The following is a 19,526-nucleotide window of genomic DNA, read 5'->3' on the forward strand; positions in this document are numbered from 1 at the left end:
CTCCCCTCACCCTTGGCACTGTCTTTGCCCCTACACACTCACCAATGCCAGTCAACTCGGCCCTACAGCGCTGACACCCGATGAGCTGGCTGGCTCCTGATACTGCTGATGGATGGAGCGAAACGCCTCCTTGTTGCGAAGCGCGGCCTCCACGCAGACGGGATCAAACTGGCTACCGGCATGCTCCTCCAGATAGGCGAACGCCGTCTCGAACGGCCAGGCCTGCTTGTAGGGGCGCTCGCTGGTGAGGGCATCGAACACATCTGCCACCGCAACGATGCGCGCCGCCAGCGGAATAGCCTCCCCCGCCAGCCCCTGCGGGTAACCGGTGCCGTCAAAACGCTCATGATGGAAGGCGATGATATGGGTCAGCATGTCGGTATGGTGAATGCCGTCGAGGCCAAATTCACTGATCATCAGGGCAATCATCTCCCGCCCTTTGCCGGGGTGGATCTTCATGATCTCGAACTCTTCCGGCGTCAACTTGCCCGGTTTGAGCAAGATGGCGTCCGGCACCGCGATCTTGCCGATGTCGTGCAGCTCGGAGAAGAGGTATATGAACTCCACCTCCTCGTCGCTGAGCGAATGGTGCGCTGCCACGGAGCGGGCGATCAGCCGGGAGTAAGCCGACATCCGGTGCAGATGGTTGGCAGTCTCCTCATCCCGATAGCGACTGAACTCCCGCGCCGTGGTGAGGGCCCCGCCAAGGGTCTGAATGGAGAAAAATTCCACCGCTATGATGGCCGACAACACCTGGGCATAGGCTGACAATTCGCTGCGAATAGGCTCGTTGAAGTAACCCGGCTCCATCGCATCGCAAAACAGAAAGCCAAACAGCCTGCTGTTGAACAGCAGCGGCTCGGTATAGCTGGAGGCATATCCCGCTTCCAGCAGTTTGCGACTGTGCTCCGAGCTCGACCCCAACAGGGCGTCCAGACTGTCGAGCACGCGGGGCTGTTTATGTTCGGCCAGATAGCGCAGGGAGGGCACCTCGCTCAGCTTGACCTCGTACTGCACCAGGGGGGAGCGCCCCTCCGTGCTGTGGGCAAAGGTCTTGAGCCGATCCGTGTGCTGGTCATAGATAGCGATGGCCACCCGGCTCAACTTGTCAAAGCGCTGCCTGAGCGTGGCGTGCACATTCTGCATTTTCTCGCCAAATGAGCTATCCATCCCCTTCTCCCTGCTGGTGTGCCTGCAGGGAGTATAGTGACGCCTATCTGCCGCCTCCCATCTCGTTAACTGAAAGCTCAACAAGATGTGAGCGGGTCGACGGTTCGCCCTGCCCCGTGGAGATACCCCCAAAGGGGCGATGTGACTGAGGTCACCCCGGGACAATCTTGCCCCACCAGAGATATTGTTCGGTTCTGCCATGCTGGCTGTATAGTTTTTGGTTAGCCATTCCGGTAAAATCCGCGCCCTTATAAGAGAGCCACCTAAGAGTGATTGAGCGATGTCCAACACAAAACAGGCCCCCAAAGTAGGATTCGTCTCCTTGGGTTGCCCCAAAAATCTGGTCGATTCCGAGCGCATCCTGACCCAGCTGCGTACCGAAGGGTACGATGTGGTGCCCAGCTATGACGATGCGGAGCTGGTGGTGGTCAACACCTGCGGCTTCATCGACAGCGCGGTACAGGAATCCCTGGAAGCGATCGGCGAAGCCCTAGCCGAAAACGGCAAGGTGATCGTCACCGGCTGCCTTGGCGCCAAAGAGAACCAGATCCGCGAGATCCACCCCAAGGTGCTCGAGATCACCGGCCCCCACGCCTATGAAGAGGTGCTGGGTCACGTCCACAAATACGTGGCCAAACCGACCCACAACCCCTTCACCAGTCTGGTGCCGGCCCACGGCGTCAAGCTGACCCCGCGCCACTACGCCTATCTGAAGATCTCCGAAGGCTGCAACCACCGCTGCACTTTCTGCATCATCCCCTCCATGCGCGGGGATCTGGTGAGCCGTCCCATCGGCGAAGTGCTGGCCGAAGCCAAGCGCCTGAAAGAAGCCGGCGTCAAAGAAATACTGGTGATCTCTCAGGACACCTCCGCCTATGGCGTCGATGTGAAGCACCGTACCGGTTTCTACGACGGCATGCCGGTCAAGACCAGCATGGTCGCCCTGTGCGAAGAGCTGGCCAAGCTCGACATCTGGGTACGCCTGCACTACGTCTACCCCTACCCGCACGTGGATGACGTCATCCCACTGATGCGCGATGGCAAGGTGCTGCCCTACCTCGACATCCCGCTGCAACACGCCAGCCCGCGCATTCTGAAGCTGATGAAGCGCCCCGGCACCGTCGAGCGCACCCTGGAGCGCATTCTGAAGTGGCGCGAGATCTGCCCCGAGATCACCCTGCGTTCCACCTTCATCGTCGGCTTCCCCGGCGAGACCGAAGAAGAGTTCCAGATGCTGCTGGACTTCATCGACAAGGCGGAGCTGGATCGCGTCGGCTGCTTCAAATACAGCCCGGTCGAGGGTGCCAAGGCCAACGAACTGCCGGATCCTGTGCCGGAAGACATCCAGGAAGAGCGCTTCCAGCGCTTCATGGAGCTGCAGCAGCAGGTCTCCGTCCGCAAGCTGGCCCGCAAGGTCGGCAAGGAGATGACTGTGCTGATCGACGAGGTGGACGAAGAGGGTGCCACCGGCCGCTCCTTCGCCGATGCCCCCGAGATCGACGGTCTGGTCTACCTGAACGGTGAAACCGATCTGAAGCCCGGCGATCTGGTCAAGGTCCGCATCGACGAAGCGGACGAATACGACCTCTGGGCCAGCCTGATAGGCTAAGTCCGCAGTCCATGACGGCACCTGCCCGGCAGGCGCCAATAAAAAAGCCAGTCAGTGACCCTGACTGGCTTTTTTTATTGATCGCACAAAATGGTTATGCGCGCTGCTGCGCCTGGCGTCACCGGGTCAGCGCTTCTGACGAGGGCCAGATGCCGGTATCCGCCACCATCACCAGGACATGAAGACCTTTGTAATGGACCTCCTCAAGGGCCTTGAAACCATGACGGCAATAAACGCCACCGGTCAGGTTCTCGGTTTGCAAGTACAGCTTGCTGATCCCAGCACTGCGAGCGCGGCTGAGGATCTCTGTTACCAGCAAGGAGGCAACCCCCTGCCCACGCGCTTTTTCAACCACATATACCCCACCCAACCAATGCTCGTACTCGGGAAACATCGCCATTTCGCGGATCTTGAGCTCGGCAGCCCCCACCCATTCACCGGCCAGGCAGGCCAGTACCATCAGCGGAGCCCGGTCGACCTGGGTGGCCGCCGTGACCTTGGCCAGTACCTGCTCTTGAGTGCAGCGACCACTGTCGCGGCACCATTCGTCAAAATACCATGAGGCAACCACGCCTGCGGCAGATGGCGCATCCGCCAGTAACAACAACTCCATAAAGCCTCTTTTGCGTATAACCCATGACCTGCAGGGAGGAATGAACACGGCGAGGCCAAGCCCCGGGTAGCGCCGACAGGCGGCGCCCTGGCCGCTGGCAGCGCGTCCCCATGGACCCGCTTGCCCCAGACCAGGTTATCGAATGGATATCATAACCAGCCTGAGAGTGGAAGGCGCCTATGGCTGGAAAGGCAGGCGCAGCCCCATCCATTGGCAGAGCCTGTGATGGGCGGCGAGCAGGCTGTACTAAGGAGCCGGTAGCCAAGGCGCGCTCTCCCGCCGTTACACACCGGCAAGGAAGCTCACGCCCACCGTTTTCCCATAAAAAAACCTGCTCCGAAGAGCAGGTTTTGCATGTCATTGAGTTGGCTTCAGGTCGCTCAGGCGACGTGCGCCCGACCCTGTATCACATCCCCCCAGGCAGACTGCACCAGGCTGTTTGCCTGGCTGTCGAGGCGATTGATCACACCCATGTTACCCGCTTCGGGGGCGAAGCTGCTCATGGCCTGGATCAGGCTGTCGACCGCATGGTGAGAGAGCGCCGTGTAGGCGCGCTCGCCCTCTGCCTGCTGTTCGCCAAGGCCTATGACCAGCTGGGCTCGGTTGTCGGCGAAGTAGTTGCTGAAGGTGGCGCTGCCCAGTTGCTCGAACTTGCCCTGCTCGCTCGCCCCGTCGGTGTGACGGTTGACCAGCAGTTGCAAGTCGTAGCCGCTGCGCTTGAACCAGAGATCCCGCCAGCTGACGTCGTTGAAGACGATGAAGTCCTCCTTGCCGATGTCCTGCACCAGGTTCTCTATCACGGCGCCACTGAACACGAAGCTGTCGACGCCTGTGCCACCGCTGAAGCGGTTCTGATAACCGCCCAGCACCAGCAGGTCATCGCCGTCCCCGCCATCGAGCTGGCTGAACTTGGCGACCTGGTCGGCGATCAGCCGATCCCGGCCATCACCGCCCCGGATGGTGGCGTGATAACCCATCAGCTTGACCTGATTGTTGCCATGCTCCGCCAGCAGGCGGTTGTGGTTGCCGAACACAATGGCAACGTCATCCCCCTCACCCAGCCGGATCTGGTTGTGATGGCCTATGGTCACCGCAAAGTCCTGATCCGCGCCGGCATCGATCTGGTTGTAGTTGCCGGAGGTGACCAGATAATCCTGGCCAGCGCCCCCTTCCACTATCCCCTCTTCACCGAAGATGAAGGCCTGATCGTTGCCCTCGCCCATGAAGGCGCGGTTGACACGGCCGGCCAGCACGGCGACATCGTCACCCTGCCCGCCAAACATCATGTTCTCCCGTCCCATCATGATGCCAGTGTCCTGACCGGCACCGCCGGTGAAGATGTTGGAGGTACCGGTGGCATAGAAGACATCGTCCCCGCGCCCACCCCAGAAGTTGTTGTTGTCGCCGAGGTAAGCCCCCAGATCCTTGCCGTCGCCCCCCCAGTTGAAGTTGTAGTTGCCAAGGGAGACGTGCATGTCGCCATCCCCCTGCAGGTGACCACTGTTGCGCAGGAAGTCGAAGGTCTGCTCCTTCATGTTTAGCAGATCGGCCGTCAGGTTCTGCTTGAGGTTGCTGGCCAGCGCCTTGAGCTCCGCCTGCTTGTCGCCGTTGAACAGGGCCGCAAACAGGTTGGGCAGGCTCAGGGCGTTGAAACCGAACGCCTTCTCCTGTGCAGCGGCCGGCTGGGTAGCGGCCTTGGCAGAGCCTTCCCCCTGCTGCACCGACACCTCACCGGGTTTGGCCTCTTCGGGGGCCGCCTCCTGCAAGCCGTGGGTGCGGGCAAAATCGCCGAGGGCATCTGTGCCCAGATCCAGCCCGGCCTTGAGGCTGTCGATCCACTTGGCAGGATCGGTCAGGCTCTTGAGCTGATCGCCACCAAATTCGGCGATGACCCCCAGCATCTCCTGCAACAGCGCAGGTGCATCGATGGCCGCGCCATCGCGCGCCACCAGCTGGCCCTGGGCGTTGTAATCCACGCCGAAGATATCTGCCAGCGTGGTGTCGGCACCGACCCCGGCCAGTCGTCCCAGCAGCCGGTTTTGCAGCTGGCGCGGCAAATCGGTCGGAGTGAATGTAAAGGTGGTCTTGGCCTGCCCGGTCGACGTGAACTCCTGGGTCAGGATCCCGAACAGGGAACCCAGGTTGGTGTCCAGCATCGCCTGGATGTTGTCACCAAACACAAAGTTCCAGTTGCCCGTGGTGACCTGGATGTCGGCCCCCTGCCCGGCAACCGCGAAGTTGAACGCCAGCTTCTCGTTGGCCTGGCGCAGCTTGTCCGCCCGGCTCAGAGGCCCCTTTTCACCCTGGCCGCCGCCCAAGACGTGCTGGTTGAACGCCTTGTTGAGGGTTGCTTCCAGATCGCTCTTGAGGCCGCGACTGCTGCGCTCATGGTCGCTGTCCAGTGCCGTGAGCGAGCCGTACTTGACGCTGCTGGTCTGATCCAGCCCGGCCATGTCCGCCACGAACTTGTTGGCCCCAGCCAGGGTCCACTGCTCCCACTGGCTGGCAACCCAGTTCGGCTGAGAGCCGTCACCGGCTATCTGCTGCAGGGCACCGGCGATACGGGCCGCCCCACCAAAGGGGTTGACCATGGGTGGCGTGGGGATGGATTTCTCCAGCATCACGATGAGATCGTTGCTGCGCCCCTGGTTGAAGCTGACGTTGCGTTGGCCCACGAACAGCTGGGCCCCCTCCAACGCCCGGTAACCGGCAATGTCCAGGCTGTGTTTGCTGTCGCCATCCCCGATGTGCACCATGACGTTGTTGTCGCCGAAGGCCAGCGACTTCATGCCGCCCGTGCCCACTTTGACACCCAGGTTGCTGGTACCCCAGTTGATGGCGGTAAATTCGCCATCCCCCACGTTGACCTGAATGTTGCCGGAGTAGCTGACGGCATTGTCGGCCTCTCCGGCGGCAGGCTCGGACTGGCGCTGTTTTTCGGGGGCGACAAAGGTCTCGTCGTTGTCGGCGATGGCGCCACGGGCGTGACTCTCGCCGTCACCCCGGCCAACTTTGGCCAGATCGATATCCCCTTCGGCCACACCGCCGCGCACCAGCTCGGTGTGCGCCACAGGCTCGCCGGCTTCGTTGAGGGTCAGCACCACCTTGTTGCCGGCCACCTTGCGGGCCCAGACATCATCTTCACCGCGGGTGTGCTTGCGACCAGCCAGATCGACCGCCACCTCGCTGCTGCGGGCCGATACCTGGGCGTTGATCCCCTCGTTTTTCAATGCCTTGATGAAGCGGCTCGCAAACCCTGTCTGCTGGTCGTCGCTCACCAGGGAGCAACCCACCAGGCTGACGTAGCTCGGCTTGCTCGCCACACCCGCCTCTTGCAGGCGCTCGCCGAACCGCCGCAGACGCCCGGCCAGCTCATCGGCACTGTAGCCACTGAGTCGGCTGTTGTTCTGCTCGTCACCGTCACGACCGTGACCCACCACCTGCCAGCGAATATTGCCAGCCAGCTGAGCCGGATCGCCATACACCACCCGATAGTTGCCATCCGCATCCAGCTGCACCACCAGGCTGCGATCGGGGTGCTTGCCCGCCAGACTGGCCGCCGCTTTGGCGGCAACCGGATCATCTTCGGTCTGGATGATGATCTGGCCATCGAAGCGGGTCTCTCCCCCCTGGCGGCCCGGTGTCACCTCAGGCTGCTGCCACTGGGTAACCTGCTGGTTGCGTACCGGCTGATCCGCACCATCCAGGCCCGCCACCGGCGTCCATTTCCTGGCGACATCGCCGTACTCGACCCGCTGGCTGGCGTCATCCTCCTGCAGGCGGAAGCGGTTGTCCGCATCCACCTTCAGGGCGGGCAGCCCCAGACGGTGGGTAATGCCCGGCACAAAGCCTTCGATCCCCTTGTGGGAGGCCAGGTGCGCGCTGCCGTAGATGGCGACGAACTTCTCGCCAGCCGGCAACTTGCCCAACACGTCGACGGCGACGTTGTTGGCCGCCCCGGCGCGATACATGAGGCCGTGCTCAGTCCCGGCAATCGCGGGTCTTGCCGTGCTGCCGTCGTCCAGCGCCACAATCCGCAGCCCTTTCTCACGCGCTCGCTCGAACAGGGAGGGATCCAGATGCTTGGTTTTCAGCATGGTTGCCAGCTCGGGAGACATGTCTCCCCCCGCCAGATAGCGGTCTATCAGCGGCTGCGCCAGCTCGCCGCGCAGGTGCTCCAGACCGATGACGGTCACCCCCTGCGCCTTGAGGGCATCCATCTGCTCGTTGACGAAGCGCAGACCATGCACGTCGCTGCCATGGGTTTCCCCGATCAGCAGGCCGTTGCGGTTCTCCAGCAGGCGTGACAATTGTCCCGTCAGCGTGCTCTCCTGCGCCACCTGATCGTTCAGATCCCGCAGGGCGTTCCCGGCATAGCGGGCATCCCAGGCCGCTATGTCTGTCTGCTTGCTGCTGTGATAGATGTTCTCAACCTGCTCGATGCGGCGTGACTCCAGCTCGCCGAGATAGCGGCGGTCGGCAAACTTGTCCAGCATGATCATCTCGGCAGAGAGCTCGGAGCCGGGCGCCGCCTGCTTGGCTGCCTCCTTGATGAAGTAGACAGTCATCTGGGCAGACTGATCCCCCGTCATATCCTGCAACTCCTGATAGGAGTAGCCCAGGTGCAGCACCTTGCCGGTCTCGTCCAGCACGGCCTTGCTCAGCAGCCCCTTCGACTGGGCATCTGCCAGCCACGTCTTCAGCTCGCCATACTGCTCGCCGAGCGTGACATGGAAGCTGGCATCAAACGGCAGATCCGCAGGCGCTTGCCCCTGGTATCCCCCCTTGGCCGCCAGATAGGGATCTTGTGCCACCCAGCGCAGCAACATCTGGGTGAGACCCGGATGCTTGCCTTTTGCCTCTTCGGCAGCCTTGCCGATGACGAGGGCTGCCAGATCGGGGCGACTCTTGGCCAGTGCCGTCACCTCGGCCTGCAACGAGGCCAGCTCACCGTGATAGAGCCCGCCGTTGAGCTGGCTCTGCAACTTGCTCAGCGCCGGGTTTCTGCCGGAGCCTTCGTGCCTGGCCTGGTAGTCGTCGATCAGCTTGTTCAGCCGCAATGCGGCCTCCACCTGCACCTGCCCGGTCGCACCGTGCAGCACGGCGAGCTGATCCAGGATCCCCTGATAAGATTCGCCAATGGGCTTGGCAAATACCTGGGCGGCTTTTTTCAGCTCATCCGGGCTGTAGGCGTCGGCAAACAGGCTGCTTGCCCGCTCCTGCGTCACCACCTTGCCCGGCAGCCCCGCCATCGGACTCTCGTCAAACACCGGCAACCGCAGGATCTCCTGCAGCGTGACCTTGTTGGCCAGATCCTTGGACGGCTTGAAGCGGGCGAGCTCGCCCCCGTTCATCTCGGTTACCCGGAAGAACAGCGGCTTGCCATCCGCTCCCAGCGTCAGGTGGTAGCCGTTCGCCATGTCGAGCCCCTCCTTGCCAAAGAAGCGGGTCATGTAACGACTGAATTTCTCGGCGGAGGAGAACTCGACTATGCCCACATTGGGATCGTAGAAACCGTAGACTCGGCCCGACTCACCCTGCTTGGACCAGGCCGCCATGGCGTGGCCCGGCGCATCCAGCTCCAGCAAGACGGGGGCGGCGTTCCCCTTGGCGGTCAGCTTGCCGAGCACGCTATCGAGCGAGATGGCGCTCTTGCCCTCCCACTTATCCTTGACGATGTCGTACTTGATGCTGCGCAGGCTGTCGTAGTTGTAGGACGCCGGCGTGTTGTTGTGGATCTCAGCCAGACTGCCCACCAGCTTGCGGGCATTGTCCAGCTCGGCGGCCGAGTAGCGATCCGGATTGTTGATGACGGCGGCCGCCGAGTAGAGCTTCTCCATCATGCGCCGCGCCAGATCCGGCTGCCCCTCGCTCTCCAGCTGCTTGGCGACCAGCACCAGCTTGGAGAGGGGATCGCAGCGGCCACCGAAGCCGTCATCCGCCAGGTTCAGCAACAGCAACTGGGGAGCCAGGTGCTCCCTTGCCAGCGGATCTGTGCCCCCTTGCGAGGCCACGTCACGGAACAGGCGATTGAACTGTTCAACCCTGGGCTGGATGGTGCTCTTGAGCGCCCGGTTCTCGATCTCCCAGGCGAGCGCCCCCTGCTGCTGTGGCGTCAGGGTCGGCTGGGTGAACAAGTCGACCAGCTGGGTCATGCTCATGTCGGGCTGGAAGCCCTCGACCACCTTGCCGGCCAGTCCCTGCTGATACCCGGCGAGGAAGGCCCTGGTGGTACGTATGTCCTTGGCCACGCCGTTGTTGCCCACCTGCGGGGCGAGCGCCTCCTGGTAGCGCTTGAGATCGCGCTTGATGCCCTCGATGCCCTTGAGCGGCACCTCGGCGTCCGCTGCCGGCGGCGTGCGACTGAACAAGTCACCCACAATCTGCTCGGCATACTGGCCCATCAAGCGGTTGCTGGCCAGATGGCCATAGAAGGTCTGCTCGCCGCTGACCTGATAACCGGCCACGGCCAGCTTGGCCCGCAGTTTTTCCCCCTCGCTGCCGAGCCCTTCGTTGTCGGTCAGCAGCATGATGGGCGTGATCTTGGGCAGGCCGTCGAGGTTTTTCTCCACCGAGAAACGGCCGTTGACCGCCTTGGCAAGCGCCCCGACCAGGCCGCCCGGGTTGGGCAGCTCGTGAGCCGTGATCGCCTTGCTCATGCTGGGCATGGGGCGATCGAGCAAGAGGGCGCCCACCGGCTTGCCCTGCTCGGCGGCATAACGGGCCAGATCGGCGGCGATGGGGCCGCCCATGGAGTAGCCGTGGATCAGGATCTTGTCCGGTGCCACCCCGCGCTCTTCCACCAGATAGCGGAACATGGTGCGGGCATCCTGATAGACCCCCTGCTCGCTTGGGCCGCCATCGCTGGCACCGTAGCCGCGCAGGTTGACCGCCAGCATGTCGATGCCCTGCTTCTGGTAATGACTGCGAACGGCATCGGCCTGCTCCTCGGCGGAAGAGCCCGAACCGTGCAGGAACAGCACCACCTCGGGCTTGCCATCCTGCTGAGTTTCTTGTCGTTCTGCCCCCTTGTGCAGGTAACCGGACAAGCGGCCGGCGTCCCCTTGCAGGGTCACCTGTGCGGCCTCTCCCTTGCTCACCGCATGGTCGAGCAACTGCCGGGTGATGTCGCCCACCTGGCGCCGCTCATCACGGGTGCCATAGAGGTTGTCGTTGAGGAAACGGGTCAGGGGGTTGAGCGGCTGCCTGTCTAGCGGTGCCGAGCCGTCGTTCTCCATGGAGACGGACTTGCCGGATGAGGCGGGTTCAACCACCTCGACAGGGGCACTGACCTTGCGCGGCGACCCGAGTGCGGCCAGCTCAGCCAGCTGCGCCGAGTGGGCGTGTTGCTGATAAAAATCGAGGGTGCGGCCGAAGGCACGATCGAGGGCATCCTGCACCGCCGCCTTGCCTGCATCACCCGTCAGATCCACCAGATCCCGGTAGTTGGCGGTGTAGCTCTCCAGCACCTGCTTGCGCGCATCCCCGCTCGCCTGCAAGGCCTGATAGACCGCCAGACTCTCGTTCACCGAGTGGCCGCCATCGAACACCAGGAAGGCAAGGGTGTTGAGGTAGGCCTGATTCGGGGAGTAGCCAGGCTCCTTCGCCGCCAGGTAGTTGTTCAGGTGCACCATGATGTTGGTGGAGCCGGAGGCCCCGGTCACCACGGGCAAGCCCTTGTCCAGCGCGTTGCGCTCGAAGGTGGTCTCCTTGCCCGGCGTCAGTATGCGGCCATCGGCCACGCTGCGCCCGCTCAGGAAGTCGTCGTACTTGTCGCCGCCGGGCTGATAGTGCAGACCCGTGCCGTAGTCGCTGGTGGTGCGGCCCGGCAAGTCGACTTGCAGCAGACCGTCCTTGGCAGAGGCGATCTCGGTGCTGGTCGAGCGCGCCTTGGTGATGACGCTGCCATAGAAGCGATCTCCCTCTCTCTTCCAGTCGGCCGTGTCCATGCCGAGCTCGGGATGGGTGGCCATCTTCACCGCAAGGAAGGGCACCTTGATGACATCGAAGCCGTTGTCGACCCGGGTCATCATCTGCTTGAAGTTGGCCAGATTCGGCTCGGCCAGAAAATCGGTCAGGCTGGGCACCCGGCTGAACCAGGGACGGGTGTCCTTCTTGATGGCCTCGGCGAATGCCGCCATCTTCTTGTCGATGCGCTGGCTCTGGGTGGCCTCGTCCAGCTGCAGTGTCTGGATCCAGTCGCCAAACTCCTTCACCAGGCTGGCGCCCAGTTGCGCCGAGGTATCGATCGCCGCCTGCGACGGTGAGGTCACCAGCGCATGGGCAATCTCGGAGTCGAAACGACGGCCAAACAGGTTGTCTATGTACTGGCCGGTCGCCTTGCTCTTGTGCGCATCGGCCAGCAAGGCTTGCGCCAGCACCTGCAGCTGCGGCTGATCCCCCAGCGTCTTGCTGGCAGTCTCAAACAGGGCGATGGTGCGAGGCCCATTCACCTCGCCAGAGAGCCAGAGCGCCTTGACCTCTGCGGCCAGCTGGCGGGTTTGCGGCGTGTCGAACTGACCCAGCTGATGGGCAAACGCGATCAGACTGTCATGCTCGGTACGGGGCGCCTGCCGCTCGGCGTTGGAGTTGGTGTCGGTGAGCGGACGAATGCCGAGCTCGGTCACCCTGGCTATGTCGGTGGCACTCAACTCACCCACCACTCCCGTGATCCGGCCTATGCCGTCGAATACCAGCTGATGTTCGAAGCGGGCTGTCTGTTCAGGCGGCAGGGCCAGACCATGCACACCGGCAGCCTTGGCCCTGAAGGCGAAGGTGTGGCTCAGCAAGGAGGCGGCCTCGAAGCGCAGCGCCTTCACCTGTTCACCGCGCTGGGCAAACTCTTTGGGGTCGCGAGCCTGCCACTGGGACAGGCTTTGCTCCAGCAGCCCCAGATTCGCCTCCGATGGCTGCTGCTGCACCCGAACCACGGCCTCGCGTACCGCCTTGAGCCGCTCGCTTGGCAAGTCGGTCGAGAGCTTGCCCAGCTGGCGGCGAGTGGAGTCAATGAAGCCATTGTCTTCACGCCTGAGCAGCTGGAAGGCAAAACCGGCGGTCTCGGGCACGGCGACGGCCGGGCCTCGCACCGGGCTTCCCAGCCCGGCCAGGGAGACCCCGGACAGACCCAGCTCGGCGCTGCGGCGCGAAGACGCATGGCTCGCCGGCACAGCGGCGCCCGACTCGCGCTCACCGACCATACCGGGCAGGGTGATGGCGGGCGTGCCATGAACACGGCTCCCAGCATTGATCTGCAGGCGATTGACCGCAGCCAGGGCGCCATCGAGGGCGGACTGCTCCTGTTCACTCAAGCCATTGGCGGCATCGATGACCGATGGCTGGGCGCCGGCCGCAGCATAGGTCGACAGACCTGTGGCATCCGGCGCATCCAGCTCACCAGCCTGCGGCAGCCGGGGTGCCGCAACCGGGATCTGGCCGTCATGCGCGTCCTGACGGCTCGGCTTGTCGCCGCTTTGTTTCAGGCTCGCCGCATTCTGTCTGGCCTGTGTTGCCTGCTGGCTGGCCTGGCTGCTGGCCTGCTCGCCTGCTGCCTGGGCCTGGCTGGCACTCGACTCGCCCTCTTGCTGCCGCTGCCGGGCATCGGCCTCGCGGGTCAGGGCATCGAGACGGCGCTGCTCGGCCTGCTCGGTCCGGCTCTGCCCCTGCGCCAGGGCTTCGCCCTGCAACTGTTCGCTGCGCTGCTGACCAGATTTGGACTGGGTCAGGGCGGCATCGACCTGCTGGCTCTGCTGCTCGCGGCGGGTTTTGGCATCCGCAATCGCCTCGCCTGCCGTGCCGCTGGCCTCTTCCAGATCTTCCTGTGCATCGGTCAACAAGCGGTCGGCAAAACCATTGCGCCAGTGCTGGCCGGACGGGATGGTGGCCGCTTCGGGCTGCTTGAGCTGTTCAAACTGGCGGGCCAGGGTGTCGAGCTGAGCCGTCATGTCGCGCGCTTCCGCCTCGATGACACCGCGCTGCTCCTGACCATTCTCGGCCAGCTTGCCCTCGTCGGTGGCTTCCAGCTGGGACTGAGCGCCCGAGATGGCGGCCAGCTGCTGCGCCTTCTCTTGCTCCAGTCGCTGTTTGTCGGCATCGGCACTGGCCCGATCGGCTTGGGCCTGGGCGGCGTTGCCGTCTTCCGCCAGCTGGGCGCTGACCTGGCCAATCTCGGCCTTGCCAGCCGCCGTGGCGACCACGTTGTCGAGCAGATAGCCAAGGCCGTTGCTCTCCCCCGTGCCCCGGAACGCCAGGGTATTGCTCCCCGCGCGAGCGGTCAGGGTCAGCCGTTTGGTCTGCCAGCTGGCGGCGTCGCCCTCGCTGGCAAAGACGCGCTCGCCGTTCCACAGTACCTCGATGCCGTGCTGCAGCGAGATGTTGGCCCGACGGGCAAAATCGAAGTCCAGAGTGACAGTCTCGCCTGCCTGGAGGCCGGCAAGATCCTGGGAAATCTGGGTGTTTCTGTCGGTGGAGAGTTCACTGACACGCTGGCCATGACCTTCGTCAGCCAGCCCGTAGGTGGCGGCAGAAAAGTCTGCCTCGATCCCGTCACCGGCATGCTGCCAGCCGTGGGCGCCCCGTTCGAAATCGCCGTTGACGATGAGGTTTTCGCCGCCCCTGGCCAGGCCTTGCTCATCGAGCTGCAACGCCTTGTCCATGGCTTGCTCGTCCCGCTCGCCGGTCTGGCTCACCTGGCCGGTCAGGCCGCTCGCCAGCGAGGATTTCACCTCGCCAATCTCGTCCAGACCGAAGCCGCTCAGGGTCTGTACATCCCCCAGACTGGCCGCTTGTGGCGCCTTGACCGGGCCCTCTTCATCGCCCTGTACCAGGTAGTTGATGGCCTGGTTGCCTGCCGCACCGAACAGGGTCTGCTTGATGTTGTCAAACAGGGTGCCGAGCTTGTTGCTGCTGGTGTTGCTGCTGGCGATGGCCAGGCTGTAGAAGTCGCCATTGCCTATCTTGATGGCCACGTTGTGGCGGGCATAGGCCGCCGTCACGTCGAGCCCGTCGCCGATCTGGACATTGGCATTGCCCTTGCCCTTCATGACGGCGACGTTGAGCCCGTCCCCCACCTTGGTGTTGAGGTTGTAATCACCCCAGGCCAGATTGATGGAGGTACCGTCGCCAACCTTGATGTTGTTGTTGAACTTGCCGTAGGCGGCGGTGACGCTCAGGCCATCCCCCACAGTGGTGGTCTGGTTGACCTCCCCCTTGGCGAGGGTGACCTGGATGCCGTCCCCCACCCGGGTGACGACGTTGGCCTTGCCGAGCAGGGCCTGATAGCTCTCGCCATCCCCCACCTGGGTGACTATGTTCGCATCCCCCTTGGCCAGCACGACCTGACGGCCATCCCCCACCTTGGTGATGATGTTGGCGCGACCCCAGGCACCAGTGTAACTGTCACCGTCGCCCACCTGGGTGACCAGGTTGGCCTCCCCTTGCAGCACCGCCAGCTCGCGGCCATCGCCGACCTTGGTCAGCACGTTGGCACGGCCCTTGGCGAAGCTGTAGCGATCGCCGTTGCCGACCTGGGTCAGCAAGTTGACGTCTCCCCAGGCGCCCTGCACCACCAGGCCGTCACCCACCTTGGTGATCAGGTTGGCGCGGCCCTTGGCCAGGCCTATGGTGCTGCCGGCGCCGACATGGGTCATGACGTTGCCCACCTCGGAGATGAGCAGGCCCACGGTCGTGCCGTCACCTATCTTGGTCAGCAGATTGCCCTTGCCCCACAGCACGGCGGCCGTGGTGCCATTGCCCACGTGGGTCAACACGTTGGCATCGGCCTTGGCGATGACGCCGAGGAAGTCATCCCCCACCTTGGTGATGATGTTGGCCTTGCCCAGCGCCAGTACCCCGGTCAGACCGCTGCCCACATGGGCCACTATGTTGGCCTTGCCAAACAGGGCCGCCAGTGTGGTGCCATCGCCCACCTTGGTCATCACGTTCAGCTCGCCGGCGAACAGCCCCAGGCTGGTGCCGTTGCCTATGTGGCTGTAAACGTTGGCCTTGCCGATCATCAGCGCGGCGGTCAGGCCATCGCCCACCTTGGTCATCAGGTTCGCCTGCCCCAGCATGGCTGCAAAGGTTTCGCCAGCACCGACGTGGGTGAAAACGTTGGCATTGCCCACCATGGCGGCCAGCGTCATGCCGTTGCCCACCTTGGTCGCCAGGTTGCCCTGGGCCAGCATCAGGGCCACGGTCAGGCCGTCACCGACATGGGTGAAGACATTGGCCTTGGCCACCATCAGCGCCAGCGCATTGCCATCGCCCACCTTGGTGAAGACGTTGGCCACTCCGCCCATCAGGGCCCAGGCATCGCCTTGGCCTATCTGGGTAAACAGGTTGCCCGCGCCTATCATGGCGGCAATGGCCGTGCCGTCACCCACCTTGGTGAACAGGTTGCCGGCGGCCCCCATGACCCCCAGGGTGGCGCCATCGCCGACATGGGTCAGCACGTTGCCCGCCCCCAGCATCACGGCCGAGAGATCGCCGTCACCGACCCGGGTCAGTACGTTGGCCGCCCCCAGCAGCAGCGCCTGGGTATCACCCCGGCCAATCTGGGTCAGCACATTCACGCCGCCCCCCAGTATGGCCTGCACCTTGCCGTTGCCCTTCTTGGTGAGCACGTTGGCGCCCCCCAGCAGCACGGCGCGGGTATCGGCAGCCTCGTCCCCCTGACTGATGTGGGTGAGCACGTTGGCGCCCCCCAGCAGGCCGGCGGTCAGCTGGCCGGCACCCAGCTTGGTCAGCACGTTGGCACCGCCCACCGACAGCGCATCGAGCCGGCCATTGCCGGCCTGGGTCAGCAGGTTGAAGCCACCACCAGCCAGCCAGAGACCATTGCCATCGCCGATCTGGGTGTGGGTGTTGTAACCGCCCAGCATGACCACCTGGCTGTCGCCACGGCCCTGCTGCACCGAGATGTTGCCATAGGCCAGCAGGCGGGCCAGATACTCCCCGTCCCCGCTGCGTACCAGCACGTTGGCCGCACCGACGGCATAGACATCCATCTTCCCCTGCGCGCCCTGATGCACCAGCACGTTGGCCAGGCCGGCACCACGGAACACCAGATCGCCGCGCTGACCGCGCTTGATCAGCACGTTGGCCGCCCCGGCGCCGTTGAAGTGGATGTTGCCCTCGGTCACGTCGGACTCGATGACGTTGCCGCCACCGGCGCCGTCGAAGAAGATATCGCCCTTGCTCTTGCCACCGCCTTGCTGACGAGGAAGCAACGGCTGGGAGTCAAACTCCCGGGTGGCCGGCAGTCGATCCGACACGGCCGTGACGGTATCGAGCTGGTAGTGCACCTCGCTCAGTGAGTAGCCCCCCGTGCCCATGGCACTGAAACCCGTCTGCTCCGAGATGATCTGACCGGCCAGGCCGGCGATGTGATCGCCCTCCTTGTACCAGGCCCTGGACAGGTATTTGAGCGCACCGGTTTCCCTGTCGTTGGCCAGCTCTACCACCACTATCTTGGTGTAGGGGCCAAGCAGCTTGGCAAACACATAGGTGTTGGCCTGTGCCCGGGATTTCACCGCGCTGACCGCGACCTTGGTACCATCTTGATAGATGGCATGACCACTCATGTTGGCCGTGGAGAGGGTGACATCGGCGGCGGCCACGCTCACGCCACCGCCGTAGTTGATCCAGCTGTTTTCGGTCAGATCCGCTTCCACCGCCTGCAATGTGATGCGCTGACGCCGTTCAAACACCAAGTCCGTCAGGCGATAAGCGCCGTCGGTCCGGGTCGAGGTAAATCCTTGCTGTTCATTGATCTGGCTGCTGGCCAGGCTGGCGAGGTGATCGCCCTCCTTGTACCAGGAGGTGGAGAGATAGCGCAGGGGGCCCTGCTCGCCCTCGTTGGAGAGTTCGACCCGGTTTATCTTGGTGTACATGCCATCGAAGAAGGCAAACAGGTAGGTATTGGGTTGCAGGGTCGACTTGATGGCCGTGACCGCCTGGGACTGGTTGATCCAGCTGCCGCCCATGGTGGCCGTGGTCAGCGCTATCTCGTCGGCACGGGCGCCGGCAAAGGGCGAGCTGTCGCTGCCAGACCCCTTGCGGGAGATATGGTTGTAACCCCCCGCCCCCTTGAAGTGGATGTCGCCCTCGGCCACATCGGAGAGCAGCCGGTTGTAGCCACCGGTCCCGTTGAAGCGGATGTCGCCACGGGTCTGCAGGTACTCATCCTGTTCGTTGCGCAGACGGGAGATCTCGTTCCAGCCGCCGGCGCCGTTGAAGGTGACGTCCCCCTCGCGCCCCTTGCGGAACACCTTGTTGTAGGCACCAGCGCCGTTCAGGGTGACGTTGCCGGACTCAACCTGGGAGCTGATGATGTTGGCCGCACCGGCGCCATGGAAGCTGATGTTGCCGTTCGAGCCCTGATACTGGCTGTGCCAGGTGCGGTCCAGCTTGTTGGCCGCCCCGGCACCGCTGAAGGTCAGATCGCCCCTGTCGGTCTGGTGCCAGAGCTTGTTGTAACCACCGGCCCCCTCGAAGCTGACGTTGCCACTGATCCCCTTACGGGTCAGGAAGTTGGCAAGGGCCGCCCCCTGATAGAGGATGTCGCCCTCGCGCCCCTGATGATCTATGTTGGTGCCACCGCTGGCACCGGCAAAGTGGATATTGCCGGACTGGGACTTGCTGATGTCCGCGTAGCCCGCCGCCCCCTTGACGGTCAGGTTGCCGGACTCATCGACCACCTTGAGGTAGGCGGCGCCGCCGTACACGCTGTCATTGCCCGTGCCGGTATAGACGGTGGCGCCAATGGAGCCGATCTTGATGGTGTCGTCACCGCCATAGGCACGGATGACGCCGCCAAAGCCAAAGGCATTGATGTCATTATTGCCATCATCTGCCGTGTAATTACCGGTAAAGAAGTACTCAATACTTCTCCATACACTCTTTCCCATGTATTAACTCATTATGATTAAATGGAAAACCACTGCACCCTGCGCACACAATGGCCAAGTTCGGCATGAACATGACCGCGCACGGTACAGACCCGCTGCCCTTTCCATGGCAGAAATATCCGGCGACGCAGATCGCTCACCACGGCGCGGGCATGTCCGTATGGCGCTATCATCTCCGGAATAAAAATATGGTCGCCGGATTGCCAATCCTCACGGATCAGCTCCCGCTCGGCGGCCAGCAAGGTGTCACGAATGGATAAAGAGACAAACGCCCAGTTGCAAAATGCAACCGGGCGCCCGTGTGAGTCTTCATAATAGCTGAACTGGTTCAATTCGAAGGCAGGCAATATTCGCTGCTGCCACTCGGCGACGGAATAACGCCGGTGCAGGGAGGAGTGCTGACTCAGCAGCATGACTCCCCCCAGCATATGTTGATTTTGTTGCCAGTTCGGTTCCGTTGATTGCAATACCAAGCTCATTGGATCCCCAACCGGAACATTATTTCTTCTTGCGCGGCGCGACCTGTGCTGTGGCAGCCGGTGCGGCTTGCTGCTCGTCAGAAGGGGCGGCCGGGATCAGGCCTGCGGCGATCAACTTGTCAAACTCGGCAGCCATGCGCGGATCTTCAAGCATGTTTTTTATCATTGAAACCATATACATAAAGCCAGCGGCAGGCATGTGGACCGTCTGCTTCAGCGCCAGCTCGTTGTCGCTTTCTGCCATGACCCCTTGCGCCATCTTCAGCGGATCCTGTCCGACGAAATAGAGCGAGAAGATCCCCTTGTTATAGTTGACGCTGGATACTGTCTGTACAAACTGCTCTGTCATATAAATTCCATTATCAATAAATATAAAGACAAACAAAAAAGAAAAGGAATTTCCCAAGTAAAATAACACGGGAGCAACATTTTGCTTTTCACTATATTTACCATATTTGAAATTATTATCCGATTCAATTAAACAATGACCTAAAAATAGAGTAAATACGTCAATATAAATATCAACTCAATCATTAAGGTTAATACCGCGGCATTATGCAATGCGTTATTAACTGGGCCATCACGGCCATTTTATTATGCAAGCTATCAATCAAGATAATATTTGACAGTGAAATAATGGCTCGTTAGTATGCGCGCCCTGCCTGCAACAGGCCACCTTGCCCCATATAAACAGGAGGGGTGTCACAGCGGCAAACGGATATATTATGACGGCGAGTGAAGAGTCTGTT

General features: G+C 62.5%; 6 protein-coding genes. 1 reads left to right on the forward strand and 5 read right to left on the reverse strand.

Features of this window, described 5'->3' with window-relative positions:
• Positions 1 to 51 precede the first annotated feature (51 nt).
• Positions 52 to 1,170, reverse strand: coding sequence for an HD domain-containing phosphohydrolase (locus CK910_RS21300; RefSeq protein ID WP_098984621.1), 1,119 nt, complete (start codon positions 1,168 to 1,170; stop codon positions 52 to 54).
• A 280-nt stretch (positions 1,171 to 1,450) separates the two neighbouring features.
• Between CK910_RS21300 and rimO the strand changes: the two genes are divergently transcribed.
• Positions 1,451 to 2,779 carry a 30S ribosomal protein S12 methylthiotransferase RimO gene (rimO, locus tag CK910_RS21305; protein ID WP_098984622.1) on the forward strand — a complete coding sequence of 443 codons (1,329 nt, stop codon included), beginning with the start codon at positions 1,451 to 1,453 and terminating at the stop codon, positions 2,777 to 2,779.
• A 118-nt stretch (positions 2,780 to 2,897) separates the two neighbouring features.
• On the opposite strand, the gene CK910_RS21310 is transcribed toward rimO, so the two are convergent.
• From CK910_RS21310 to rtxH, 4 genes are all read right to left on the reverse strand, one after another.
• A complete protein-coding gene (locus CK910_RS21310) occupies positions 2,898 to 3,392 on the reverse strand; it encodes a GNAT family N-acetyltransferase (protein WP_098984623.1) in 495 nt (164 codons plus the stop codon).
• Positions 3,393 to 3,772: 380 nt separating this feature from the next.
• A complete protein-coding gene (gene rtxA / locus CK910_RS21315; RefSeq protein WP_098984624.1) occupies positions 3,773 to 18,298 on the reverse strand; it encodes an MARTX multifunctional-autoprocessing repeats-in-toxin holotoxin RtxA in 14,526 nt (4,841 codons plus the stop codon).
• 17 nt (positions 18,299 to 18,315) lie between these two features.
• On the reverse strand, positions 18,316 to 18,777 hold the full coding sequence (rtxC, locus tag CK910_RS21320; RefSeq protein WP_043134661.1) for an RTX toxin-activating lysine-acyltransferase RtxC: 462 nt from the start codon (positions 18,775 to 18,777) through the stop codon (positions 18,316 to 18,318).
• 19 nt (positions 18,778 to 18,796) lie between these two features.
• Positions 18,797 to 19,126 (reverse strand): protein RtxH, encoded by a 330-nt coding sequence (gene rtxH, locus CK910_RS21325; protein ID WP_172955387.1) that lies wholly within the window; start codon positions 19,124 to 19,126, stop codon positions 18,797 to 18,799.
• Positions 19,127 to 19,526 lie beyond the last annotated feature (400 nt).

The organism is Aeromonas sp. CA23 (assembly GCF_002587065.1).
Classification (GTDB): domain Bacteria; phylum Pseudomonadota; class Gammaproteobacteria; order Enterobacterales; family Aeromonadaceae; genus Aeromonas; species Aeromonas bestiarum.

Coding starts and splice junctions, on each gene's coding strand:
- CK910_RS21300 (WP_098984621.1), bottom strand. CDS start 1,170: ATGGATAGCTCATTTGGCGAGAAAATGCAGAATGTGCACGCCACGCTC.
- rimO (WP_098984622.1), top strand. CDS start 1,451: ATGTCCAACACAAAACAGGCCCCCAAAGTAGGATTCGTCTCCTTGGGT.
- CK910_RS21310 (WP_098984623.1), bottom strand. CDS start 3,392: ATGGAGTTGTTGTTACTGGCGGATGCGCCATCTGCCGCAGGCGTGGTT.
- rtxA (WP_098984624.1), bottom strand. CDS start 18,298: ATGGGAAAGAGTGTATGGAGAAGTATTGAGTACTTCTTTACCGGTAAT.
- rtxC (WP_043134661.1), bottom strand. CDS start 18,777: ATGAGCTTGGTATTGCAATCAACGGAACCGAACTGGCAACAAAATCAA.
- rtxH (WP_172955387.1), bottom strand. CDS start 19,126: ATGACAGAGCAGTTTGTACAGACAGTATCCAGCGTCAACTATAACAAG.